Source organism: Mesorhizobium sp. P2_F5, from assembly GCF_056403715.1.
In genome coordinates this window covers 58,299-81,487 of sequence record NZ_JBFUEY010000023.1, presented here as the reverse complement: position 1 = coordinate 81,487, position 23,189 = coordinate 58,299, and the positions used below count along the sequence as shown (strand labels likewise).

General features: G+C 64.4%; 20 protein-coding genes. 10 read left to right on the top strand and 10 right to left on the bottom strand.

Annotation, left to right across the window (positions count from 1 at the left end):
- Positions 1 to 311: 311 nt before the first annotated feature.
- The 4 genes from AC1DYO_RS26520 to AC1DYO_RS26505 all read right to left on the bottom strand — a co-directional run bounded on the left by AC1DYO_RS26520 (position 312) and on the right by AC1DYO_RS26505 (position 4,719).
- Complete coding sequence (locus AC1DYO_RS26520; protein ID WP_477267374.1) at positions 312 to 1,844, bottom strand: YifB family Mg chelatase-like AAA ATPase; 1,533 nt, start codon at positions 1,842 to 1,844, stop codon at positions 312 to 314.
- A gap of 125 nt (positions 1,845 to 1,969) precedes the next feature.
- A complete protein-coding gene (gshB, locus tag AC1DYO_RS26515) occupies positions 1,970 to 2,911 on the bottom strand; it encodes a glutathione synthase (protein ID WP_477267373.1) in 942 nt (313 codons plus the stop codon).
- Between the two features lie 424 nt (positions 2,912 to 3,335).
- A complete protein-coding gene (locus tag AC1DYO_RS26510; RefSeq protein ID WP_477267372.1) occupies positions 3,336 to 3,710 on the bottom strand; it encodes a GtrA family protein in 375 nt (124 codons plus the stop codon).
- A gap of 4 nt (positions 3,711 to 3,714) precedes the next feature.
- Positions 3,715 to 4,719 (bottom strand): glycosyltransferase, encoded by a 1,005-nt coding sequence (locus AC1DYO_RS26505; RefSeq protein WP_477267371.1) that lies wholly within the window; start codon positions 4,717 to 4,719, stop codon positions 3,715 to 3,717.
- Between the two features lie 124 nt (positions 4,720 to 4,843).
- Here AC1DYO_RS26505 and AC1DYO_RS26500 point away from each other — a divergent pair, with 124 nt between their 5' ends.
- From AC1DYO_RS26500 to AC1DYO_RS26465, 8 genes are all read left to right on the top strand, one after another.
- Complete coding sequence (locus tag AC1DYO_RS26500; RefSeq protein WP_477267370.1) at positions 4,844 to 6,643, top strand: GtrA family protein; 1,800 nt, start codon at positions 4,844 to 4,846, stop codon at positions 6,641 to 6,643.
- A 100-nt stretch (positions 6,644 to 6,743) separates the two neighbouring features.
- Positions 6,744 to 8,093, top strand: a complete 1,350-nt coding sequence (locus tag AC1DYO_RS26495; protein WP_181059875.1) for a putative bifunctional diguanylate cyclase/phosphodiesterase — start codon at positions 6,744 to 6,746, stop codon at positions 8,091 to 8,093.
- A gap of 272 nt (positions 8,094 to 8,365) precedes the next feature.
- Positions 8,366 to 9,133, top strand: coding sequence for an SDR family NAD(P)-dependent oxidoreductase (locus tag AC1DYO_RS26490; RefSeq protein WP_477267369.1), 768 nt, complete (start codon positions 8,366 to 8,368; stop codon positions 9,131 to 9,133).
- Positions 9,130 to 10,077, top strand: coding sequence for a 2-dehydro-3-deoxygalactonokinase (locus AC1DYO_RS26485; protein ID WP_477267368.1), 948 nt, complete (start codon positions 9,130 to 9,132; stop codon positions 10,075 to 10,077). Before AC1DYO_RS26490 ends, AC1DYO_RS26485 begins: the two co-directional genes overlap by 4 nt.
- Positions 10,078 to 10,099: 22 nt before the next feature.
- The gene (locus tag AC1DYO_RS26480) at positions 10,100 to 10,741 is read left to right on the top strand and encodes a 2-dehydro-3-deoxy-6-phosphogalactonate aldolase (RefSeq protein ID WP_477267367.1); all 642 of its coding nucleotides are present in this window, start codon (positions 10,100 to 10,102) and stop codon (positions 10,739 to 10,741) included.
- Positions 10,741 to 11,616: an SMP-30/gluconolactonase/LRE family protein gene (locus AC1DYO_RS26475; protein ID WP_477267366.1), complete on the top strand. Its 876-nt coding sequence runs from the start codon at positions 10,741 to 10,743 to the stop codon at positions 11,614 to 11,616. The genes AC1DYO_RS26480 and AC1DYO_RS26475 overlap by 1 nt, the downstream gene beginning before the upstream one ends.
- A 119-nt stretch (positions 11,617 to 11,735) precedes the next feature.
- Positions 11,736 to 12,803, top strand: a complete 1,068-nt coding sequence (locus AC1DYO_RS26470) for a D-alanine--D-alanine ligase family protein (protein ID WP_477267365.1) — start codon at positions 11,736 to 11,738, stop codon at positions 12,801 to 12,803.
- A gap of 83 nt (positions 12,804 to 12,886) precedes the next feature.
- Positions 12,887 to 14,131: a low temperature requirement protein A gene (locus tag AC1DYO_RS26465; protein WP_477267364.1), complete on the top strand. Its 1,245-nt coding sequence runs from the start codon at positions 12,887 to 12,889 to the stop codon at positions 14,129 to 14,131.
- A gap of 13 nt (positions 14,132 to 14,144) precedes the next feature.
- On the opposite strand, the gene AC1DYO_RS26460 is transcribed toward AC1DYO_RS26465, so the two are convergent.
- The 6 genes from AC1DYO_RS26460 to dnaK form a co-directional block, all read right to left on the bottom strand.
- Positions 14,145 to 14,432 carry a DUF1330 domain-containing protein gene (locus AC1DYO_RS26460; protein WP_477267363.1) on the bottom strand — a complete coding sequence of 96 codons (288 nt, stop codon included), beginning with the start codon at positions 14,430 to 14,432 and terminating at the stop codon, positions 14,145 to 14,147.
- A gap of 92 nt (positions 14,433 to 14,524) precedes the next feature.
- The gene (pyrF, locus tag AC1DYO_RS26455; RefSeq protein ID WP_477267362.1) at positions 14,525 to 15,226 is read right to left on the bottom strand and encodes an orotidine-5'-phosphate decarboxylase; all 702 of its coding nucleotides are present in this window, start codon (positions 15,224 to 15,226) and stop codon (positions 14,525 to 14,527) included.
- Positions 15,223 to 15,813 carry an NADPH-dependent FMN reductase gene (locus AC1DYO_RS26450; RefSeq protein ID WP_477267361.1) on the bottom strand — a complete coding sequence of 197 codons (591 nt, stop codon included), beginning with the start codon at positions 15,811 to 15,813 and terminating at the stop codon, positions 15,223 to 15,225. The genes pyrF and AC1DYO_RS26450 overlap by 4 nt, the downstream gene beginning before the upstream one ends.
- 45 nt (positions 15,814 to 15,858) lie before the next feature.
- Positions 15,859 to 16,464, bottom strand: coding sequence for a phospholipid N-methyltransferase PmtA (pmtA, locus tag AC1DYO_RS26445; protein ID WP_181059867.1), 606 nt, complete (start codon positions 16,462 to 16,464; stop codon positions 15,859 to 15,861).
- Between the two features lie 139 nt (positions 16,465 to 16,603).
- Positions 16,604 to 17,734 (bottom strand): molecular chaperone DnaJ, encoded by a 1,131-nt coding sequence (dnaJ, locus tag AC1DYO_RS26440; RefSeq protein ID WP_181059866.1) that lies wholly within the window; start codon positions 17,732 to 17,734, stop codon positions 16,604 to 16,606.
- 223 nt (positions 17,735 to 17,957) lie between these two features.
- A complete protein-coding gene (gene dnaK, locus AC1DYO_RS26435) occupies positions 17,958 to 19,874 on the bottom strand; it encodes a molecular chaperone DnaK (RefSeq protein WP_477267360.1) in 1,917 nt (638 codons plus the stop codon).
- A gap of 304 nt (positions 19,875 to 20,178) precedes the next feature.
- Here dnaK and AC1DYO_RS26430 point away from each other — a divergent pair, with 304 nt between their 5' ends.
- Together AC1DYO_RS26430 and AC1DYO_RS26425 are read left to right on the top strand one after the other, a co-directional pair.
- Positions 20,179 to 21,168, top strand: coding sequence for a Bug family tripartite tricarboxylate transporter substrate binding protein (locus AC1DYO_RS26430; protein WP_477267359.1), 990 nt, complete (start codon positions 20,179 to 20,181; stop codon positions 21,166 to 21,168).
- Between the two features lie 7 nt (positions 21,169 to 21,175).
- Positions 21,176 to 23,146 (top strand): tripartite tricarboxylate transporter permease, encoded by a 1,971-nt coding sequence (locus tag AC1DYO_RS26425; RefSeq protein WP_477267358.1) that lies wholly within the window; start codon positions 21,176 to 21,178, stop codon positions 23,144 to 23,146.
- Positions 23,147 to 23,189 lie beyond the last annotated feature (43 nt).

The window sequence follows — 23,189 nt, the reverse complement described above, 5'->3', positions numbered from 1 at the left end:
GTTCGGGTTCGATGGAACGGCGGACGAAGAACCAAGCTCTCCCACGGGCTTCCTGGCCCAAAGATGCGTCGGCCTCTCGTCCGCCACCGCATCCGCCATCATAACGGATTCGGCAAATGACAAGTTACAAGGATGCCGGCAGGCAGGTGAGGGGCGGCGCGGCGGTTGCCGGATAGGCGCGGCCTCTACGTCTCCTCCGCAATCCAAAGAAAGATGAGCTCCGTCACGGCCATAGGCAACGGCATCGGCGCAGCCCCTCATCCGCCTGCCGGCACCTTCTCCCCGTAAACGGGGAGAAGGGATCTGTCGCCCTAAGCCGCCTGCGCCACCCGCTCCGACATCATGCGGTAGGAAATTGCCTCGGCCAGATGGATGCGGCCGACAGTTTCGCTGGCATCGAGGTCGGCCAGCGTGCGCGCCACTTTCAAGACGCGGTGGTAGGCCCGCGCGGAAAAGCCGAGCTTCTCGCTGGCGTCCTTGAGCAGCGTGAGCCCGGCGGCATCTGGCATGGCGATCTCCTCGATGACGGAAGGCGAGCAATGCGCGTTGGTGGTGGCGCTCGTAGCGCCCAGCCGCTCGAAGCGTTCGCGCTGGATGGTGCGGGCACGGGCCACGCGCACCGCAACGGCAGTGCTCTTTTCGGCACGGTCAGGCCGGATCAGGTCGGCGGCCGAGACCGCCGGCACCTCGATCCTGAGGTCGATGCGGTCGAGCAGCGGGCCTGAGATGCGCGCCTGGTAGTCGGTGCGGCAGCGCTCGCCGCGCAGGCAGCGATAGCCGGGTTCGCCGGCCATGCCGCAGCGGCAGGGGTTCATCGCCGCCACCAGTTGGATACGCGCCGGATAGGTGACGCGGTGGTTGGCGCGCGCGATCATGCAGTCGCCGGTCTCCAGCGGCTGGCGCAGCGCATCCAGCGTTTGCGGCGAAAACTCCGGAAATTCGTCGAGGAACAGCACACCGTGATGGGCGAGCGAGACCTCGCCCGGCCGGACCCGCATGCCGCCGCCGACCATCGCCGCCATCGAAGCCGAATGGTGCGGGGCGCGGAACGGGCGCCGGTCGGTGAGCTTGCCTTCGCCGAGCTCGCCGGCCACCGAGGCGATCATCGAGACTTCCAGAAGCTCCTTCGGCGCCAGCGGCGGCAGGATCGACGGCAGCCTTTGCGCCAGCATCGACTTGCCGGAACCGGGAGGCCCGACCATCAAGAGATTGTGGCCGCCGGCCGCAGCCACTTCCAGCGCCCGCTTGGCGCTCTCCTGGCCCTTGATGTCGCAGAGGTCGGGCAGGTCGCGCGCCGAGACATGGATGCCGGGCTCGGGCCGCGACAGCACCTGCGTGCCGCGAAAATGATTGGCGATCGCAATCAGGCTGCGCGGCGCCAGAATGTCGAAATCCTTGCCCGCCCAGGCCGCTTCCGGCCCGCAGCCGAACGGGCAGATCAGCCCCTTGCCCTCGGCATTGGCGCCGATCGCAGCCGGCAGCGCGCCGGCGACCGCGGCAATGGTGCCGTCGAGCGACAATTCGCCGAGCACGACATAGGAGGCCAGCATGTCGCCCGGGATGGCGCCGAGTGCCGCCATCAGGCCGAGCGCGATCGGCAGATCGTAATGGCTGCCTTCCTTGGGCAGGTCGGCCGGAGCGAGGTTGACGGTGACCTTCTTCGACGGCATCGACAGGCCGGACGCATGGAGCGCGGCCTGCACCCGCTCGCGGCTTTCGGCCACCGCCTTGTCGGCCAGGCCGACGATCTGCATGCCGACCTTGCCCGGCGCGATCATCACCTGGACATCGACCGGCACGGCCTCGATGCCCTGGAAAGCAACCGTGCGAACCCGCGCCACCATTTTGCTCTGCCCCCGGATACAGGCTCGCCTCGGCCTTGTGGTTCAGGCCGCGAGCGACGTCAGGACAAGACAACCATAGATTTCAGGTCATGGCAAGAACATTACAGGAACATGCCGCCCGCCGCCTACTTCCGCTTGCCCTCCACGGCGTCCCAGAACAGGCTGGCAATATCGGCGCCGCCGAAACGCTGCACTTCGCGCACGCCGGTCGGCGAGGTCACGTTGATCTCGGTCATGTAGTCGCCGATCACGTCGATGCCGACGAGGATAAAGCCGCGTTCTTTCAGGGATGGTCCGATGCGGGCGCAGATCTCGCGTTCGCGTTCCGTCAGTTCGGTCTTTTCGGCGCGGCCGCCGACATGCATGTTGGAGCGCGAATCATGGTCGGCCGGCACGCGGTTGATGGCGCCGACGGCCTCGCCGTCGATCAGGATGATGCGCTTGTCGCCCTTGCGCACGTCTTTGAGATAGCGCTGGACGATATAGGGCTCGCGCGACAGCTGGCCGAACATTTCGAGCAGCGAGGCGAGGTTGCGGTCGTCTTCCTTGAGATGGAAGATACCGGCGCCGCCATTGCCATAGAGCGGCTTGACGATGATGTCGCCGAATTCCTTGCGGAAGGCGGCGACCTCCTGCGGATCCTTTGTGATCAGCGTTTCCGGCATCAGGTCAGGGAATTCGGTGACGAAGATCTTTTCCGGGCTGTTGCGCACCCAGGCCGGGTCGTTGACGACCAATGTCTTCGGGTGGATGCGCTCCAGAATATGCGTCGTGGTGATGTAGTTCATGTCGAAGGGCGGGTCCTGGCGCAGCAGGATCACGTCCATCTCCGACAGGTCGGTGCGCACCTTGTCGCCCAGCGTATAGTGATTGCCCTTCTCGTCGCGGAGCTTCATCTCCTCGATGCGGGCGAACACCTTGCCACCCAGCATCGACAGCCGCTCGGGCGTGTAATGGAACAATTGATGGCCGCGCCGCTGTGCTTCCAGCGACAGCGCAAACGACGTGTCGCCGGCGATCGAGACAGTGGAGACATGGTCCATCTGGACGGCGATTTTCAGGGGCATCTTCTGGTCTCCAGCGGGTCGAGCAAGTCCAGGAAAAGTGCGTAGCGGTTTTCCCGGGAAAAGCGCATAGCGCTTTCCCTTGGGAATTGCGGCAAGGCAAGCCGCCGATATACGGAACTTGGCGGCTTCTGCCAATCGGCCAGAGCCTACAGCTCTGCAGCGGTTCGCTTGGTGCAAACGCTGGGAGACCGTTTCGAAATTCGCTCTGGCGAGTCAGATGATGGTGTTTTCGAGAACCGGAGCGCAGCGGACGTTTGGGTCCGTGAGCCCGCACATGACCCCGAAATCGATCTCGATTTCGGAAAGGATCATGTGCAAAATCAAAGTGCTACAGCGTCCTTTGCGCGTCCCAAGGACGCGCGGCGCTGTAGGAAGCGCAGAAAACGCCTTCAGATGGCCGCCAGCGTAGAATTTCCAAACGGTCTCAGCGGTCGAAGACCAGCCGGGAGTAACCGAGGAAGGACAGCGCCATGGCCACCAGCGAGGCGATGGCAAGTGCCGCCAGCGGCGGCATCGCCGGCAGCGCGAACAGGATGGCGCAATAGACGAGATAGTTGACGATGCTGGTGGCGATGCCGACGCCGCCATAGCGCGCGCCCTCCTGGGTCACGCCGCGGCGCGATGGCGAAAAGGTCAGGTGCCGGTTGATCTGCCAGGTGACGCACAGCGCAAAGCCGATCGACAGCACGCGCGCGGCGAAGGGGCCGAGTGGCGTCACGGCCAAAAGCAGCCAGAGTGCTGCGGCATCGGCAACGAAGCCGACTGCGCCGGCAAAGACGAAGCGGGCGAGCCTGCCCACGGCCTCAGGCGGCCCGGGGCGTCTTGCCCGGATCGGCCTTCGGGGTTTCGCTCGTCCGCTCGCGCCGTTCGACCCGGCCCGACGGGACCGAGAGATAGAAAATGCGCTTCTGCTCGGCGCGCCCGCGCGATACCGAATCCAGGATCAGTCCGGTCATCATCGCAAGCATCGAAAGCAGCAGCAGGCCGACCGACAGCACCCAGGTCGGCATGCGCGGCACGAGGCCGGTCTGGGCGAATTCGATCAGCACCGGCGTCATCAGGGTAAGGCTCGATGCCAGGAAAAATATCGCGAAGGCGCCGAAGAAGCGCAGCGGCTGCGTCTCCTTCATCAGCATGGCGAACATCCACAGGATCCTGGCGCCGTCGCGATAGGTCGACAGCTTCGACGACGATCCCTCCGGCCGGCGGCCATAGTCAAGCGCGATCTCGTTGACCGGCAGTTTTAGCTGCGAGGCATGCACCGACATTTCGGTCTCGATCTCGAAGCCGCCGGAAACGGCAGGGAAGCTCTTGACGAAGCGCCTCGAGAAGACGCGGTAGCCGGAGAAGATGTCGGTGAAGTCGGTGCCAAACAGCCGCTTGTAGAGGCTGTTGAAGATGCGGTTACCGAAGGCATGGCCCGAACGCCCGGCATCGTCGGTGACGCCGCGCCTGGTGCCCACCACCATGTCGCAGCGCTCGGTCTGCAGGATATTGATCAGTTGCGGCGCATCTTCCGGCGCATAGGTGCCGTCGCCGTCGGCCATCAGATAGATATCGGCATCGATGTCGGCGAACATGCGCCGCACGACATTGCCCTTGCCCTGGCGCGGCTCGCGGATGACGATGGCGCCGGCCGCGCGCGCCTTGAGGGCGGTCAGATCCCTGGAATTGTTGTCGTAGACATAGATCGCGGCCGACGGCAGCGTCTCGCGAAACCGCCGTACCACCTCGGCGATGGTCAGTTCCTCATTGTAGCAAGGCAGGAGCACGGCAATGGCCGGCTCGTGGCGGACTTCGTGCGGCATTTCCGTCTCCCGATGCCCGGCGGAGCCTCCGGCCGCGCTCAAAAGCGGCCTCGCTCAGGCGACTTTACTATTTATTGAAGCTGTTAAGGCTAGGTTTAAGCTGAACATCTTTCCGACAAAGGCCATGACGATGAACGCAGCCAAGGCGGGTGCTTCCTCCTGGAAGTCCGATATGATGCTGGCGCTGCTTGCCATGCTGGTGGCGCTGGCCGTCAATGCCGCCACCGGCTTTCGCGAATTGAGCAATGCCGGCGGCGACAATGACAGCCTGCTGCGGCTGGTCGAGGTCCGCGACATGCTGGCCGGCCAGGGCTGGTTCGACCTGCATCAGTACAGGATGGGCCTGGAAGGCGGCTTCGTCATGCACTGGTCGCGGCTGGTCGATGCGCCGCTCGCCGCCATCATCCTCGCCGCCTCGGCGCTGACCGGCAGCATGGCCATGGCCGAGGCAATCGCGCAGGTGCTGTGGCCGGCGCTGCTGTTTTGCCTGGCGGTGTTCTTCCTCGCCCGCGCCGCGCGCAGCTTCGCCGGTGCCGGCGCTGTACTGCCGGCAATCGTCATCGGCGCGGCGGCACTGCATTTCATCGGCATCTTCTTGCCGGGCGCGCTCGATCATCACAATGTCCAGCTGACGCTGACCATGGCCAGCCTCAGTCTGCTGCTCGAGGCGCCGACGCGCCGCTGGGCGGCGCTGATTTCGGGCCTGTGCGCGGCGCTGACGCTGGCCGTCGGCATGGAAACCGCGCCCTATGTCGCCACCATCGGCGCCTGCATCGCCTTGCTGTTTGTCGTCGATCCCGCCGGCGAGCATCGGATCGCAAGGGACTTCGGTCTCGGCTTCGCCGGGGTTTCGGCACTCGTCTTCGTCACCACCATTCCGCCATCGGCCTGGGGCCAGGCGCAGTGCGATGCCTTCTCTTCCGTGCAATTCGTGGTGGCTACAATCGCCGGACTGGGCCTTGCCGCCGTGACGTCGCTGAAGGCGTCCAATGGCACGGCCAGCCGCCGGCTGATCTCGCTCGGCCTGCTCGCGCTTGTGCTCGGCGCCGTTGTCGTGGCGCTGTTCCCGCAATGCCTTGCGGCTCCCTACGCAAACCTCGATCCGCGCCTCAAGGAATTGTGGCTCGACCACATAGACGAGGCGCAGTCGTTGTTTTACATCGCCGTCAACGACCCGGCCTCGGTGGCGGCGCGCTATGTCACGCCTCTGGTGGCGATCGCGCTGATGGCGCTTCGCCTGCGCGGACCGTGGCGCCGCCAGGACAGCCTCGTCGGCGCCTTGCTGGTCGTCGCCTTCATCGTCAGCGCCTGGCAGGTCCGCGGCTCGACCTTCTCGATCGCCTTTGCCGTCATCCCGCTATCGGCCTGGGTCGCAAGCTGGCGCGAGCGGGCCAGGATCAGCCCTTCGCGCAGCGTGTCGCTGCGCATGGTGGCAGTCTGGCTGGTCTCCGTGAATGCCGTCTGGGCCGGCGCTGCCGCCGCGACCACGAGGGCATTCGAGGTCAACAAGGTCTCCGTCGAGGCAAAGGATGCCGAAAGCGATCCGAGCTGTACTCGCAAGGCCTCCTTCGCGACGCTGGCCCGGCTGCCGGACACCACGGTGCTTGCCATTTCCAATCTAGGCTCGCCCATCCTGGCCTATTCCGGGCACCGCGTCTTTGCCGGGCCCTATCATCGCAACATCGCTGGCGACCTGCTTGCGCTCGATGCCTTCCTCGGGTCGGCGGACCAGGCGAGGGCGATCGCCGCGGATCATCATGTCGGCTTGGTGGCGCTCTGCCGCGGCAGCGCCGAAAGCAAGGTGCTCGCCGCCAAGGCGCCGCAAGGCTTCCTGGCCCAGCTGATGCAGGGAAGCGTCCCCGATTGGCTCGAACCGGTGGCCGAAACGCGCGGAAACCCGGTTGAACTCTACCGCGTCCGCTAAACCATCATTCGCCAGCGAAAAATCGATTTCGCGATACGGTTCCTAAACGCTTTGCTGCCAGTCTCGGCGTAAATTTCGGAAGTCAAAAACAGGGATACCGATGCAAACGACGTTTGGCACCGGGCAGGCAAGCAGGGAAAACACCGATCTGGCGTTCACAGATACGCTGACCGGGCTTGGCAACCATCGCCGCTTCTTCGACAAGGTCGACCGCCTGATCAGCGACCGTGCGGACGATCCCGCGCCTTTCACCGTCGGCATTCTCGACCTCGACGGCTTCAAGCCGATCAACGATCTGTTCGGCCACAAGGCCGGCGACGACATATTGATCCAGGTGGCGATGCGGCTGCGCGCCTCGATGGACAGCCATTCCACCGTCTGCCGCATCGGCGCCGACGAATTTGCCTTCCTCTACCCGATGGTGTTCTCGGAGGAAGCGGCGGCCGAGAAGTCGCGCATGATGATCGAAATCCTGTCGGCGCCTTACGACGTCGGCGAACGCACCGCCAGGCTTTCGGCCTCGGTCGGCTGCTCGCTGTTTTATTCCGGCGACGAAACCACGGAAATCCTCGTCAACAAGGCCGAAACGGCGCTCTACCACGCCAAGCGTTCGGGCCGCGGCCGCGTCGTCGTCTACACACGTGAGATGGAAGAGGCGGCCAAGCGCGTCACCCGCATCGAACAGGCGCTGCGCCGTGCCGTCTCGGCCGGCGAGGTCGAACCGCATTTCCAGCCCATCGTCGATTTGAACACCCGCCGCACCATCGGTTTCGAGACGCTGGCGCGCTGGACCGATCGCGACCTCGGCGTCGTCCCGCCGACGGTGTTCATTCCCATCGCCGAGGAGCGCGGCATCATCGGCCCGCTGTCGCAGCTGGTGCTGCGCAAGGCGACCGAAGCGGCGCGCAGCTGGCCGAAGGACCTGTTCCTGTCCTTCAACCTGTCGCCCTCGCAACTCGTCGACCAGAACACCGGCCTGCACATACTGTCGATCCTCGATCGCACCGGCTTCGATCCGCGCCGGCTGGAGATCGAGATCACCGAAACCGGCCTGATGAATGATCCGGCCTCGGCGGAGAAGATCGTCGAGGATCTGCGCCGTGTCGGCATCCGCGTCTCGCTCGACGATTTCGGCACCGGCCAGTCCTCGCTCGGCCGCCTGCGCGAATTCCACTTCGACAAGCTCAAGATCGACCGCGCCTTCGTCTCCTCAATCCTCGACGACCGTCCGTCGGAACACATCATTCGCGCCATTCTCGCCATGTGCGAGGGGCTCGGCATGGATGTCGTCGCCGAAGGCATAGAGGAGGAGGCGCAGGCCGACCGCCTCGTCCAGTTCGGCTGCGCCGGCGGCCAGGGCTACCTGTTCGGCAAGCCGGTCGATGCCGACGCCACGCTCGGCTACCTCCGCGATTCCTATCGCGGCGCCCTCTACGCCAAGGCGATCTGACCGGCGGTCTGCCGTGCATCGAGCAAGTCAGCGGTTTTGGGTCGGTCAGGCCTCGCCCGCCATCTTGCGTCCTTTTGTCTGACATAAGCCGAAGAAATCGCCGTTTTCGCCCTTGCTCCCCGGACTTGGCTGGCTAGGATGCGCGCCGACCGGTTCGGAGCAATTCCAGGAAAAGTGTGAAACGGTTTTCCGTCCGGAATTGCGTCTAAACTAAAGAGATAGAGCTGTTGCCCGTTTCCGTGAAACGGGGAACCGCTCTAGGAGACAAATACATGATGCCATCGGCGGATTTTGCCGACCTCAGGGGAGCCTCGGTGCTGATCACCGGTGGCGGTTCCGGAATTGGTGCGGCACTGACCGAGGGTTTTGTTCGCCAGGGCGCCAATGTCGCTTTCATCGACATCGCCGATGGCCCAAGCATGATGCTTGCCGACCGCGTCGAAAAGGAACTCGGCCGGCGGCCGCTCTATCTCAAGACCGATTTGCGTGATGTCGAGGCGCTGCGCGCCTCCGCTGCCCAGGCGGCCGCAGCGCATGGCGACGTCACCGTGCTGGTCAACAATGCCGCGTGGGACGAACGCCACGATGTCGCTGACGTCACCGTCGAGTTCTGGGACAACAATCTTGCCGTCAATCTGCGCCCGCATTTCTTCACCGCACAGGCGGTGGCGCCGGGCATGAAGCGGGCCGGCGGCGGTTCGATCATCAACTTCACCTCGACCTCCTATCTCATCAACCACCCCGACATGCCGGCCTACACCGCAGCCAAGGCCGGCATACTCGGGCTGACCAAGGGTCTTGCCGGCAAGCTTGGCGTCGACGGCATCCGCGTCAACGCGATTGCGCCGGGCTGGGTGATCACCGAGCGCCAGAGAGAACTCTGGGTCACCGAACAGGGCCTTGCCGCCCATGTCGCCAAGCAATGCATCAAGCAGGTCATGCAGCCCGACGATATCGTCGGCACCGTGCTGTTCCTGGCCTCCGACGCCTCGCGTATGCTGACGGCGCAGATGCTCATCGTCGACGGAGGTTTTCTGTGAGCCCGGCAAACCAGGCAAACAAGGCGCCGGCCGTCGCCGCCGTCGACTGGGGCACGACCCGCATGCGGGTCTGGCTAATCGACGAGGCGGGTCGGATGCTTGCCGAGCGCCGTGGTGATGATGGACTGATCACCGCGCAGCAAAAAGGGTTTGCCACCATCCTCGAAGGCCATCTAGCCGCGCTTGGCGCACCGGCGACGTTGCCCGTCATCATCTGCGGCATGGCCGGTTCGCGCCAGGGCTGGCTGGAGGCGCCCTACGTCACCGTGCCTGCGCCGATCGGCGCGATCCTCGCGGGCGCTGCCCGCATTCCCGGCCAGAGCCGCGACATCCGCATCGTGCCTGGCCTCGCGCAACGCCTGGCCGATGCGCCGGATGTCATGCGCGGCGAGGAAACTCAGCTTGCCGGGGCCGGTTTGCCGGCTAAGGGCCGCCACCTCGTCTGCATGCCCGGCACCCATTCGAAATGGGTTCTGGTCGAGGACGGCGCGGTCGATGGTTTCTGCACCTGGCCGACCGGCGAGCTGTTTTCAGTACTGGCCGCACATTCGATCCTGCGCCATTCGCTGGGCGAGAACCCCACGCCGGTCACCCCGGACAATCCGTTCTTTCAGGACTGGTGCCGCAAGGCGCTGGCCGAGGGCGGTGATGTCACCTCGCGGCTGTTCTCGATCCGCGCCGCCGGCCTGCTGCAGGACCTCAAGGCAGATGACGCCGCCGCTTGCCTGTCCGGTCTGCTGATCGGCGGCGAGATCGCCTCGGCGGGCCGTCGTTACGGCGAAAGCACCACCGCAATCGTGCTGGTCGCGTCTGGCGCGCTCGCTGCGCTTTACCGACAGGCGCTCGACCTAGCCGGGCTTGCCGTCAGGACGGTCGACGCCGACGAGGCGGTGCGTGCCGGCCTGATCGAAGCGGCGCGCGAAAATAGCATGATCGCCAAATGAACATCCAGAGTGGAGTGACCGCGTGACCCAGACCGCACCTTTCCCAAAGCTCAAGCGTGGTCTTGTCGCCATTCTGCGCGGGCTGAAGCCCGCCGAGGCTGTCGCCATCGGCCAGGCGCTGCTTGACGCCGGCATCGAAGCCATCGAGGTGCCGCTCAATTCGCCGGAGCCGTTCGCGTCGATCGCCAGCATTGTCGCGGCATTGCCCAAAACGGCGCTGGTTGGCGCCGGCACGGTGCTGACGGCGGCCAATGTCGACGCCTTGGCCATGGCCGGTGGCAGACTGTTGGTCAGCCCCAACATCGATTCCGAGGTGATGGCCCGCGCCATGCACCATGGCATGGTGACGATGCCCGGCGTGTTCACCCCCACAGAGGCTTTTCTGGCGATCCGGCTTGGCGCCTCGGCGCTGAAATTCTTCCCGGCAAGCGTGCTCGGCGCCGGCGGCATTTCGGCGATGCGCGCCGTGCTGCCAGCCGATACCGTGGTCGGCGCTGTCGGCGGCGTTTCGGAGAAAGACTTTGCCGGCTACAAGTCAGCTGGGGTGACCGCTTTCGGTCTTGGCTCCAGCCTGTTCAAACCCGGCATGAGCGTTGACGAGGTGGCCACCCGCGCCCGGGCGGCGGTGACGGCCTGGGATGCGGCCTTCGGCGGAGAGGCATAATGGACAAGGTTTCGGTCTTCTCGGATCATATCTGCGAGTTGGGCGAGGGGCCGAGCTACGATCCCGCCACCGATACGTTGTTCTGGTTCGACATCGTCAACGGGCTTTTGCTGGAGCAGGGCGTTGCTTCCGGCGCGCTGAAGGTCCACGACCTCGGCCAGATGGCCAGCGCCATCGCCATCATCGACGACAAGCGCCAGCTGATTGCCACCGAGACCGGCCTGCATGTCCGCGATGTCTCGACCGGCAAGCTGACGTTGCACACGCCGATCGAGGCCGACAATGCGCTGACGCGCTCCAACGATTCGCGCGTTCACCCTTGCGGCGCCTTCTGGGTCGGCACCATGGCCAAGGACGAGGGCAAGGGCGCCGGCTCGATCTACTGGTTCTTCAAGGGCGAATTGCGCACGCTTTACACCGGCATCACCGTGTCGAACTCGATTTGTTTCTCGGAGGATGGCACGATCGCCTACTACACCGACACCGCGACCGGCCTTTTGATGCGCGTCGCCTGCGATCCGGCGACGGGCCTGCCGGTCGGCGAGTCGAAAGTGTTCGTCGACCATCGCTCGTCGAAGGGCTATGTCGACGGCTCGGTCGTCGACCGCGACGGCGTGCTGTGGAACGCCGTCTGGGGCGGCAAGGCAGTGAAGGCTTATGCGCCGGACGGAACGCTGCTGCGCGAAATCCCGATGCCGGCGGCGCAGTCCTCCTGCCCGGCCTTTGTTGGCGTCAAGGCCGACCGCTTGGCGGTGACCTCGGCCTGGAGGGGCAAGGACGACAAGCAGCGCAAGCTCGACCCGCAGGCCGGCATGACCTTCCTGCTCGACATCCCGGTCAACGGCCGCTTCGAGCCGCGCGTGCTGATCGCCTGACGAGAGCGCGGGATGGCCCAAGGCTGTCACGCAACCGCCCGGCCCGGTCGGTTTCACGCAAGCCGATCGTGCCGGCCATGCCATGCTAGCCGCCTCGATCGCCCGGAGCCGTGCATTCTATGCCGCAAAAAACGCCGACCCTAATTCTCGTCCACGAGCCGGAAAAGGCCTGTCTCGACCGGCTGGTAGCAGACGGCTTTCCGGCCGAACGCGCGCTCGAAATCTCGTCTTATCTGGCACAGTCGACCGACCTTGCACCTGAATTCGATGAGCTTGCCGCGGCTTGCGAGCGGCGCGGCCTAGCCTTCCTGCCGGTCGAGCTGGACGACGCGGCAACGGCGCTGGCCAAAGCCGATCCGAAAACCACGCTGGTGTGGACGCTGACCGACGGCATTGCCTATTTCCGTGGCGCCGCTGCGCCCACGCTTGCCCGGCTGAACGGGCTCAAAACCGTCGGCGCCGACGATGCGCTGTTCGCGCTCTGCCAGGACAAGTTCCGCTCCGGCGCCGTGCTCGGCGCGCTCGGCCTGCCGGTGCCGCAGGCCGGCCTCGCCCGCGATGGCCACTGGCTCGTCGAGCCGACGCCGTCGGAAGCCGGTTGGTTCGTCAAGCCGAACCGGCTCGGCTCCAAGGTCGGCATCTGGCCGGACTCGCGCTGTAATGACTTAGCTCACGCGCTGGAGCTTAGCCGGCGCGTCTATGCCGCCTATCGCGATGATGTAGTCGTCCAGCCCTATGTCGCCGGCCGCAACGTCCGCGCCAGTTTTCTTGGACTGGAGCGGGAGACCGGCGCGGAAGCGCTCGGCATCGTTTTTGTTGACTCTGGTGGCGATTTTCAGACCATGGCTGACTCGATGGCGCTTTACGGCGACACCGGCGAGGCGGCCAAGGCGGCCGGGCTCTACAGCGAGCCGGTGCTGGAACCGGTCGCCGACACCCAGCCGGGCGCTGCCGCAACCATCCGCCGTATCGCCGAGCGGCTGGTGAGCGGACTTGGCCTGCGCGACGTGTTTTCCATCGATTTCAGGGTCGAGGCCGATGATCATGTCCACCTCATAGAGTTCGAGGTCTGCCCCGGCCTGCCCTGTTTCGATTTTCGCGCCTATTGCCGTCAGCAATGGGGTATGACGCTTGCCGACGCGATGGCGCAGACGGCGGCGAACCGGCTGAGCCGCCGGTCCATCTGAACAGGTCGCGCAAATCAGCTGCGCCTTGACGGCCTCTGCTCCACCTTTAGTCTCGCGCAACAGTCCTCAGCGAAGGTCGCGCGATGAACACGCCAGCCAGCACCGTCCATCACCACATCAGGCGCATGGCCGGGCGCGACCCGTATGAGGTCCATCGCGTCGCCACCCCGCTCGAGCTGCTGTTCGACCTGACCTTCGTCACCGCCTTCAGCCTTGCCTCGTCGCAACTGGCGCATGCCCTGGCCGAGGGCCACTATGCGGCGGCGTTGCTCGGCTTCGGCTTTGCCAGCTTCGCCATCTGCTGGGCCTGGATCAACTTCTCCTGGTTCTCCTCTGCCTACGACACTGACGACTGGATTTTCCGCCTCGTCACCATGGTGCAGATGATCGGCGTGCTGGTGCTGGCCATCGGCCTGCCGCGCATGTTTGCCTCCATCGAGCATGGCGAACACCTCAACAATTCGGTGATGGTGCTGGGCTATGTCATCATGCGCGTCGCCATGATCTTCCAATGGCTGCGCGCGGCGCGGCAGGACCCGGTGCGGCGGCGTTCCTGTCTCACCTACGCCATAGCCATCGCCATCGCCCAGATCGGCTGGGTGGTGCAGATCCTCGTCGATTTCTCACTGGAGACAAGCCTGGCTTTCGGCGCGACCCTGCTTCTCATCGAGCTTGCCGGACCTGTGATCGCCGAACGCCGGGATGGCGGCACGCCCTGGCACGCGCACCATGTCGCCGAGCGCTACAGCCTGTTCGCCATCATCGCGCTCGGCGAAGGGGTGGTCGGCACGCTGGCGACGCTGTCGGCCGTGGTCGAGGAGCAGGGCTGGAACCTCGACGCGGCCTTGATCGGCGTTGCCGGAATGGGCCTCACCTTCGGCATGTGGTGGGTCTACTACATGCTGCCTTCGGGGACAGTGCTGCACCAACACCGCAATCGTTCGTTTGTCTGGGGCTATGGCCAGATGCTGATCGTCGCTGCCATTGTCGCCACCGGCGCCGGGCTGCATGTCGCGGCCTATTTCATTGAGCACAAGGCCCATATCGGCCCGGTGGCAACGCTGCTCTCGGTCGCCATTCCGCTAGGCGTGTTCCTGGGGGCGATCTATGCGCTCTACTATTATCTCGTCCGGCGCTTCGATCCGTTCCATATCTGGCTGCTGGCGGGAACGGCTGCTGTCGTGGCGCTTGCCGTCATCGCCGCTCTTGCCGGCGTCGACATGGCGGTCTGCCTCATCATCCTGACGCTGGCGCCTGCCGTCAGCGTGATCGGCTATGAGCTCCTGGGGCACCGCCATCAGGCGGAGGTGCTTGCAACGCCACACTAGCGGGCTTCGCGCTTCAGATACCCTCGACCAGCACGATCTCGCCATCGGCCACCTTCTGGCGGATGGCAACGGCGCGCTGGTATTCCGGCGAGTGGTAGCAGTCATGCGCCACCGCCAGCGATTCGAACTCGATGATAACGTTGCGGGCGCGGCCTTGGCCTTCGGCCTTCTCATACTCGCCGCCGCGCGCCAGGAATTTCGCGCCGAAGCGCTCGAAGGCCAGCTTCGACGCCGCGACATAGTCCTTGTAGCCTTCGGCGTCGCGCACATCGACGCGCGCGATCCAGTATCCCTTGGGCATCTTCTTTCTCCTGTTTCTGTCCGTGCAGACGAGGACCGGTTTTGAAAGCCGCTCCGGCGATGGCTTCCGAAGTAGACTTTCGAAACTGGTCCTCAGGCGGAACGCATCTCGTCCAGTATGGCTTCCGCCGTCGCCCGCCTGTCGCTTGCCGCGACGATCGGCCGGCCGACGACGAGATGGCTGGAGCCGTTGCGGATCGCCTGTGCCGGCGTCACCACCCGCTTCTGGTCGCCATGGTCGCTGCCTTTGGGCCGTATCCCAGGCGTCACCACCGCCAGGTCGGGTCCGACGATGCGGCGCACCGCTTCCGCCTCCTCGGCCGAGCAGACGACGCCGCCCATGCCGGCATGCAGCGCCTGTTCGGCGCGCCTCAGCACCAGCGTATGCGGGTCGTATTCATAGCCGGCGTCGATCACGTCCTGCTCATCCATCGAGGTCAGCACGCTGACCGCCAGCAGGCAGAGATCGCTGCCCTTGGCGGCTTCCACCGCGGCACGCATCGCCTTGGGATAGGCGTGGATGGTGAGCATCGTCATGCCCATGCGCACGATGTTCTCGACGCCCTTGGCCACCGTATGGTCGATGTCGAGCAGCTTCATGTCGAGGAAGATCTTGGTCCCGCCGCTGGCTAGCTCCTTGGCAAAGTCGAGCCCGCCGGCAAAGGCCAGCTGATAGCCGATCTTGTAGAAGGAGACGACGCCGTCGAGCGCACGCACCGCCTCTTCGGCCTCTTTCACCGTCGGCACATCGAGGCCGACGATCAGCCTTTCCTGCATGGTCGTCGCGTGGATCATGCCCGGGTCGACAGCATATGCGAGGTTTCGATCAGCGTGCGGCATAGGTGCTCCATCGATTTGTTCAATCTCTCATCCCTGAAATTGCCGTCGGCGTCGAAGGCGCTGCCGCCATCGGGTACCGAGCATTCCGGCGTCACCACTTCCAGCCGGCAGCGCACCAGCACGGCGCGCAGATGGTTGATGCAGCGTATCCCGGCGAAATGTCCGTTGGAAGACGAGCACAGGCCGGCAACCTTGCCGACAAACGGCCTGAACGCGCGGCCGTTTTCCGTACGCACCCGACTCACCCAGTCGATCGTGTTCTTGAGCAGCGGCGGGATCGAGCCATTGTACTCGGGCGTCGCGATCAGCAGCCCGTCATGGGCGGCGATCAGCCGGCCGAGCTTCACGGCATTGTCGGGAACGCCTCTTTCCTTTTCGAGGTCTTCGTCGAGGATCGGGAGCGGATAGTCGGCCAGCGAAATGCGCGTCACCTCGGCGCCCTGCATAGCCAGCTCCTTCTGCGCCACATCGGCGGTCCTGCCGCTGAAGGCGCCGCTGCGCATCGAGCCGGCGAAGACGAGGATTTTCGGGATCACTGCCATTGGCCAACCTTGTTCCGGGACAGGTACAGCCGCTGACAGCTCAAATCAATGTTTCTCGCGCCGGTAGATCCACAGCTGCGTCGGCGGGATGTTGCGGAAGATGAAATCGAAATGCTTGACCGTGTAGTTGCCGCGGCCGGGCGGGATCGGCGACAGCGGCCCGTAGGTCAGCTGCACGATCGGCCGTCCCACGGGGATGCGGTCGAGCAGGCTTTCGATATAGGCGATGCGCTGTGCCACAGGGAAGTTGAGCAGCGGCACGCCGGAGACGACGGAATCGAAGACCATGTCACGCTTGTCGCCCAGCGTGGCGTTGAGATTGAAGGCGTCGCCCTCGATGACGTTGACGCCGGGATAGAGCTGGCGCAGATGGCGCACGAAATCGGTGGAATATTCGACCGCGTAGAGGTTTTCGGGCTTCACGCCCAAGGCAAGAATTTGGCGGGTGATGACGCCTGTGCCTGGGCCAACTTCGAGCACCGGCAGGCCGGACTTCGGATTGACGATCGAGGCCATCTTGCGGGCGGTGATGGAGCTTGTCGGGACGATCGAGCCGACGGACTTCGGCTTGTCGATCCAGCCTTTGAAGAATTTCAGCTCGTCGTCGAACTTTTCAGCCAGTGCTTTCCGCAATCCGGGACCACGTGCCATGCAAGTTCTCCTCAGCCACCCCCTGCACGCTACTTAGCAGCTAACAGGTCCAAGGCAAGGCGCGATCTGGCATAAGATGTTGATGACGTTCGGGAAGCGCCCGGACGCGGGTCGTTGTTGGCAGCTCTATCCTTGGAAATCAGCGCTCGCCGAAGGATTCGAAAAAGTCCTTCATGCGGGCGAAAAAGCCGCTCGACTGGGGCGAATTGTCCTTCGACGACAGCTGCTCGAACTCTTCCAAGAGCTCGCGCTGGCGGCGCGACAGGTTTTGCGGTGTCTCGACCGCGGTCTGGATGTAGAGATCACCGACATTGGGCTGGCGCAGCACCGGCATGCCCTTGCCCTTGAGGCGGAACTGGCGGCCGTTCTGCGTGCCTTCGGTCACCTTCACCTTGGTCTGGCTGCCATCCAGCGTCGTCACCTCGAACGAGCCACCGAGGGCGGCCGTCGTCATCGAGATCGGCACCTTGCAATAGAGGTCGGCGCCGTCGCGCTGGAAGAATTCGTGCGGCTTGACCGCCAGGAAAATATAGAGGTCGCCCGATGGGCCACCGCGCAGGCCCGCCTCGCCCTCATTGGCAAGCCGGATGCGGGTGCCGTCCTCGATGCCGGCCGGGATGTTGACCGACAGCGAGCGCTCCTCGGTGACGCGTCCCTGGCCGGCGCATTTCGGGCAGGGATCCTTGATCGTCTGGCCACGGCCCTGGCATTGCGGGCAGGTGCGCTCGATTGAGAAGAAGCCTTGCGTGGCGCGAACCTTGCCATGGCCATGGCACATCGAGCAGGTTACCGGCTGGGTGCCCGGCTTGGCGCCGGTCCCGGAGCATTCCGTGCATGAGATCGAGGCCGGCACGCGGATCTGCGCGGTCTTTCCCGCGAAGGCCTCTTCCAGCGTGATTTCCATATTGTAGCGCAGATCGGCGCCGCGCTCGCGGCCGCCCGAGGAGCGGCGCTGGCGCCCGCCCATCATGTCGCCGAAAATATCCTCGAAAATGTCGGCGAAGCCGCCGGCGCCAAAGCCTTGCGCGCCGCCGTTCATGCCGCCCTGCTCGAAGGCGGCGTGGCCGAACCGGTCATAGGCCGCGCGCTTCTGCGGGTCCTTCAGCGTCTCGTAGGCTTCGTTGATTTCCTTGAACTTGTGCTCGCAGGAATGATCGCCGGGATTGCGATCGGGATGGAACTGCATGGCGAGCTTGCGGAAAGCGCTCTTGAGCTCCTTCTCGTCGGCGCCCTTTTGCACGCCCAGCGTCTCGTAGAAATCAGCTTTCATCTTTTCCCGCAGTCCGGAAGTTCAACGTCTTGATGAGCGTTTTGCGTCGTTTGCCGGCACGTTGTCTCGATTTAGGAGCGGTGCTGCCCGGATGCTAGGGCCGGCGCGGACTTGTTCGTGTTTTTCGGCGACTTTTTCGGCAGGACCCGCACTTTTTCAGCGAGGGTTGCAAAAAAGCCCGGCTTTGCGCCGGGCTTTCAGCTTTATCTTGCCGTCAACCGGTTCAGGCCGACTTCTTCTTGTCGTCGTCTTCGTCGATTTCTTCGAAATCGGCGTCGACCACGTCGCTATCCTTGGCGGCGTCCGCCTTGGCGTCGGCTTCGGCAGCTTCCTTCTGCGAGGCCTCGTACATCGCCTGGCCAAGCTTCATCGAAGCTTCGGCAAGCGTCTGCGACTTGGCCTCGATGTCGGCCGCGTCGTCGCCTTCGGCAGCAGCCTTCAGCGCCGTGATCGCATCCGATATCGCCGTGCGCTCGGTTTCCGAAACCTTGTCGCCATATTCCTTCAGCGACTTCTCGGACGAATGCACCAGCGCCTCGGCCTGGTTGCGGGCCTCGACCAGCGCACGCCGCTGCTTGTCGGTCTCGGCATTGGCTTCGGCGTCCTTGACCATCTTCTCGATGTCGGCGTCCGAAAGACCACCCGAGGCCTGGATGCGGATCTGGTGCTCCTTGCCGGTACCCTTGTCCTTGGCCGACACGTTGACGATGCCGTTGGCGTCGATGTCGAAGGTGACCTCGATCTGCGGCACGCCGCGCGGCGCCGGCGGAATGCCGACCAGGTCGAACTGGCCGAGCGCCTTGTTGTCGGCGGCCATTTCACGCTCGCCCTGGAAGACGCGGATGGTCACGGCTGACTGACTGTCTTCAGCCGTCGAGAACACCTGGCTCTTCTTGGTCGGGATCGTCGTGTTGCGTTCGATCAGGCGGGTGAACACGCCACCCAGCGTCTCGATGCCGAGCGACAGCGGGGTCACGTCGAGCAGCAGCACGTCCTTGACGTCGCCCTGCAGCACGCCGGCCTGGATGGCGGCGCCGAGTGCGACGACCTCATCCGGGTTGACGCCCTTGTGCGGCTCCTTGCCGAAGAACTGCTTCACGATCTCCTGGATCTTGGGCATGCGGGTCATGCCGCCGACCAGGACCACTTCGTCGATCTCGCCAGCCTTCAGGCCGGCATCCTTGAGCGCTGCCTTGCACGGCTCGATGGTGCGCTGGACGAGGTCGTCGACCAGCTGCTCGAACTTGGCGCGCGTCAGCTTCAGCGTCAGGTGCTTCGGGCCGGTCGCGTCGGCGGTGATGAAGGGCAGGTTGATTTCGGTCTGCGTCGTCGACGACAGCTCGATCTTGGCCTTTTCAGCCGCCTCCTTGAGGCGCTGCAGGGCAAGCTTGTCGTTCTTCAGGTCGATGCCCTGTTCCTTCTTGAACTCGGCCGCCAGGTACTCGACCAGGCGCATGTCGAAATCCTCGCCGCCGAGGAAGGTGTCGCCATTGGTCGACTTCACCTCGAACACGCCGTCGCCGATCTCGAGCACCGAAATGTCGAACGTGCCGCCGCCAAGGTCATAGACGGCAATGGTCTTGCCATCCTTCTTGTCGAGGCCGTAGGCGAGCGCCGCCGCCGTCGGCTCGTTGATGATGCGCAGCACTTCGAGGCCGGCGATCTTGCCGGCGTCCTTGGTTGCCTGGCGCTGGGCGTCGTTGAAATAGGCCGGAACGGTGATGACCGCCTTCTCGACCTTCTCGCCGAGATAGGCTTCCGCCGTTTCCTTCATCTTCTGCAGGATCATGGCCGAGATCTGGCTTGGCGACTGCTTCTTGCCGCCGGCTTCGACCCAGGCATCGCCATTGTCGCCCTTGACGATCTTGTAGGGGACAAGCTTCTTGTCCTTCTCCGTCACCGGATCGTCATAGCGGCGGCCGATCAGGCGCTTGACCGCGAAGATGGTGTTTTCAGGATTGGTGACCGCCTGGCGCTTGGCCGGCTGGCCGACGAGACGTTCGCCGTCGCCACTGATGGCGACGATGGAAGGCGTCGTGCGCGCGCCTTCCGCATTCTCGATCACCTTCGGTTCCTTGCCATCCATGATGGCGATACAGGAGTTGGTGGTGCCGAGATCGATACCGATTACTTTTGCCATTTTTCTAGTCTCTCCGCTAAGCAGGCTCTCAGGACCCGTGAAGGCGTTCCGACGAAAGCCCCTGTTCACAAGAAATTCCGCTCCGGCAACCGGCATTCCGGCACTGGGCGGCTTGGCGCGTATATAAGAACAGGCGGCATCGGGCGCAAGCATTCTGCGCATGGCGTCCACTATCCGTCTTCTGGCGCCAAATCGACCCTCCGTCGGGGTGGAAGCGGCCGAGCGGGCAGCATTATGGACGAAAAGGCCGCTTCTCATCGTTTTTGCCGCAGCTATAGTGCCATATCGTTTGGGGACCTGGATAATGCGTTGGATTTTTGGGCGATTGCTCGCCTTTTTTGCCGTTGCCAGCCTCGCATGGGTCACTTGCCCGCCGGCCCAGGCAGTCGAATTCCAGACAATCACCATCAAGGTCGGCTATGGCGCGGGCGGCGGCTACGACCAGACATCACGGCTGATTGCCCGTCATCTCGGCCGGTTTCTGCCCGGAAATCCCAACATCATTGTCCAGAATGTGCCAGGCGGCGGCAGCCTGAAGCTCACCAAGATGGTCGTGGGCAGCGAACCGGCGGACGGCAGCGTCATCGCCTCGGTCAGCGAGGCGATGTTCTACGCCCCGATCCTCGATCCCGAAAATGCCAATTTCGATCCGCTCGCCCTGCAGTGGATCGGTTCGCTGATCAACGACCCGGCCTATTGCCTGACCAGCAAGCAATCCGGCATCGACACGATGGAAAAGTTCCTTCAGTCGGATTTTCTGATCGGAGCGACCGGCAAGAACAGCACGACCTACATCTTCGCCGCCCTGGCCAAGAATGGCATGAAGGCCAGATACAAGATCGTCACTGGCTTCGACGGCACCGCCGACATCGAACTGGCCATGCAGCGCGGCGAAATTGCCGGCATGTGCGGGGTCTCTAGCTCCCTGCTCAGGAGCGATCGCGCCGCGATCAACATTATCGCAACGTTCGGGCAGGGCGGTTCCGGCGCGACGCCGAGCATTTCGGCAACCATCGCCGATCCGATGGCACGTCAGGCGGCCGATCTCATCGAATCGGCGCTGCACATCCACCATCCGCTCGTCGCCCCGCCGGGAACGCCGAAAGAGACCGTGGACGCACTGCGCAAGGCCTATTCCGCCATGGTTGTGGATGCCGATTTTCTCGCCGATGCCACAAAGCTTGGCGACCTCACCCTCAACCCGACATCCGGCGAAGCGATCAGCCAGCTGGTCGCGCAACAGCTGAAGGCCACGCCTGCGGTCTTCGCCGCTGCCCGGGAACTCGTGAAATAGGCCTGATGTGGATCTGATCCTTACCGCCATCGCGGAGATGGCGCAGCCATTCCGCATGCTCATGCTGGTCACCGGTGTGTTCGCGGGCCTCGTCGTCGGCGTCGTGCCGGGCATTGGCGGCCTGTTCGCCATGGCCCTGCTTATCCCGATGACCTACAATATGGATCCCTACGCCGCCTTCGCGCTGCTGCTCGGCATGGGCTCTGTCACCACCACGTCGGACACCATTCCGGCGATCCTGTTCGGCGTTCCGGGCTCGGTTGGTGCCGCGGCGACCGTGCTTGACGGCCATGCCATGGCCAAGAAGGGCGAGGCGGCGCGTGCCTTCGGCGCCTCCTATTCGGCCTCGATGATCGGCGGCGTGTTCGGCGCGCTGGTGCTGGCGGCGGCTATTCCGGTCATGCGCCCACTGGTGCTTTACCTCAAGACGCCGGATTTCTTCGCCATCTGCGCCTTCGGCCTGTCCATCGTCGCCATCCTCGCCGGCAGCCAGCCGTTGAAGGGCCTGGCGGCGGCGATGCTCGGCATGCTCGCCTCCTTCATCGGCATCGACAGCATTGCCGGCATCGAGCGCTGGAGTTTCGGCCAGATCTACCTCTGGGACGGCCTGCCGATCTCGCTGGTCTTCCTTGGCCTGTTCGGCCTGCCGGAACTCGCCTCGCTGCTGCTGCGCGGCTCGATCCAGGGCAACGCCGAGCGGCCGACCTATGCCGGCATGTGGCAAGGCATCAGGGACACGCTGCGCGAATGGCCGCTGGTGCTGCGCTGCAGCGCCATCGGCTCTCTGCTCGGCGCTGTGCCTGGCATCGGCATCGCCGTGCTCGACTGGATCGCCTATGGCCACGCCTCGCGGCGGCCGGGTCCGGGGCCGAAATTCGGCCTGGGCAATGTGCGCGGCGTCATTGCGCCGGAAAGCGCCAACAACGCCAAGGAGGGCGGCTCGCTCATCCCGACCATAGCCTTCGGCGTGCCGGGATCGGCCTCGATGAGCATTCTTCTCGGCGCCTTTGTCATCCACGGCCTTGTCCCCGGTCCGGACATGCTCGGCAAGAACGCCGCGCTCACCATTTCAATGGTGCTCTCCATCGCTGTCGCCAACATCGTCGGCGCCGTCACCTGCCTGTTGTTGACCAGGCAGCTGGCGCGTATCGCGCAAGTGTCGGCAGCGATCCTGGTGCCGCTGGTGGTCACCTTCATCGTCGTCGGCGCCTACCAGACCAATATGAGCGCTTTCGACTTCCTGCTGGTGATGCTGGTCGGTGCGGTCGGCATGGGAATGAAGGAGCTCAACTGGCCGCGCTCGGCCTTTTCGCTGGGCTTCGTGCTCGGCCCCAGCCTCGAAAACTACTTCTTCCTCGCCTACCAGATTTCCGGCTGGTCTTGGCTGAAACAGCCGCTGGTGCTGATCCTGCTTGGCCTCGCCATTGCCGGCGTGGTCAGGCAGACCGTGTCGTGGATCAAGGCCCGCGGCAATGCCGGCGCCTTGCCGCCGGTGCTGCCCGATATCGCAGCCAGCAGCGCGCTGACGCTGCTGGGCCTGGCGGCCGTGATCACGGCGCTGCTCGATTTCCCTTTCGAGGCCGCCATCTTCCCGGCCATTACTGCCGGCTTTCTGGCGTTGTTTTCCTTGCTGACGACCGTCCAGACCGTGCTGCGCTGGCGAAAGCCAGTCTTGGCCGCCGAAGCCGATATGACGCCGGCCGGCGAATGGCAGCCCTCCGACGGGCCGGCCCTGAAGGGCAACCTCACCGTGCTTGGCCTTTGCCTGGCGCTCGCCTTTCTGGTCCTGCTGGCGGGTCATCTCGCGGCCACCTTCGTCTTTGTTGCCGGTGGCATGTGGATGCTCGGGTCGCGGTCACCGAAAATGGCGCTGGCTGTCGCCGCGGGCACAACGCTCTGCATCTACGCGGTGTTCGATCTGCTGGCGTCGCAGCCCTGGCCGACGCCCTGGCTGGCCAGTCTTTTCAAAGCTTTCTGAAACGGCAGCCTGCGCAGGCAACGCTGCGCCGAGCCTTATTTCG

Coding starts and splice junctions, on each gene's coding strand:
- AC1DYO_RS26520 (WP_477267374.1), bottom strand. CDS start 1,844: ATGGTGGCGCGGGTTCGCACGGTTGCTTTCCAGGGCATCGAGGCCGTG.
- gshB (WP_477267373.1), bottom strand. CDS start 2,911: ATGCCCCTGAAAATCGCCGTCCAGATGGACCATGTCTCCACTGTCTCG.
- AC1DYO_RS26505 (WP_477267371.1), bottom strand. CDS start 4,719: ATGCCGCACGAAGTCCGCCACGAGCCGGCCATTGCCGTGCTCCTGCCT.
- AC1DYO_RS26500 (WP_477267370.1), top strand. CDS start 4,844: ATGACGATGAACGCAGCCAAGGCGGGTGCTTCCTCCTGGAAGTCCGAT.
- AC1DYO_RS26495 (WP_181059875.1), top strand. CDS start 6,744: ATGCAAACGACGTTTGGCACCGGGCAGGCAAGCAGGGAAAACACCGAT.
- AC1DYO_RS26490 (WP_477267369.1), top strand. CDS start 8,366: ATGATGCCATCGGCGGATTTTGCCGACCTCAGGGGAGCCTCGGTGCTG.
- AC1DYO_RS26475 (WP_477267366.1), top strand. CDS start 10,741: ATGGACAAGGTTTCGGTCTTCTCGGATCATATCTGCGAGTTGGGCGAG.
- AC1DYO_RS26470 (WP_477267365.1), top strand. CDS start 11,736: ATGCCGCAAAAAACGCCGACCCTAATTCTCGTCCACGAGCCGGAAAAG.
- AC1DYO_RS26465 (WP_477267364.1), top strand. CDS start 12,887: ATGAACACGCCAGCCAGCACCGTCCATCACCACATCAGGCGCATGGCC.
- AC1DYO_RS26460 (WP_477267363.1), bottom strand. CDS start 14,432: ATGCCCAAGGGATACTGGATCGCGCGCGTCGATGTGCGCGACGCCGAA.
- pyrF (WP_477267362.1), bottom strand. CDS start 15,226: ATGATCCACGCGACGACCATGCAGGAAAGGCTGATCGTCGGCCTCGAT.
- AC1DYO_RS26450 (WP_477267361.1), bottom strand. CDS start 15,813: ATGGCAGTGATCCCGAAAATCCTCGTCTTCGCCGGCTCGATGCGCAGC.
- pmtA (WP_181059867.1), bottom strand. CDS start 16,464: ATGGCACGTGGTCCCGGATTGCGGAAAGCACTGGCTGAAAAGTTCGAC.
- dnaJ (WP_181059866.1), bottom strand. CDS start 17,734: ATGAAAGCTGATTTCTACGAGACGCTGGGCGTGCAAAAGGGCGCCGAC.
- dnaK (WP_477267360.1), bottom strand. CDS start 19,874: ATGGCAAAAGTAATCGGTATCGATCTCGGCACCACCAACTCCTGTATC.
- AC1DYO_RS26430 (WP_477267359.1), top strand. CDS start 20,179: ATGCGTTGGATTTTTGGGCGATTGCTCGCCTTTTTTGCCGTTGCCAGC.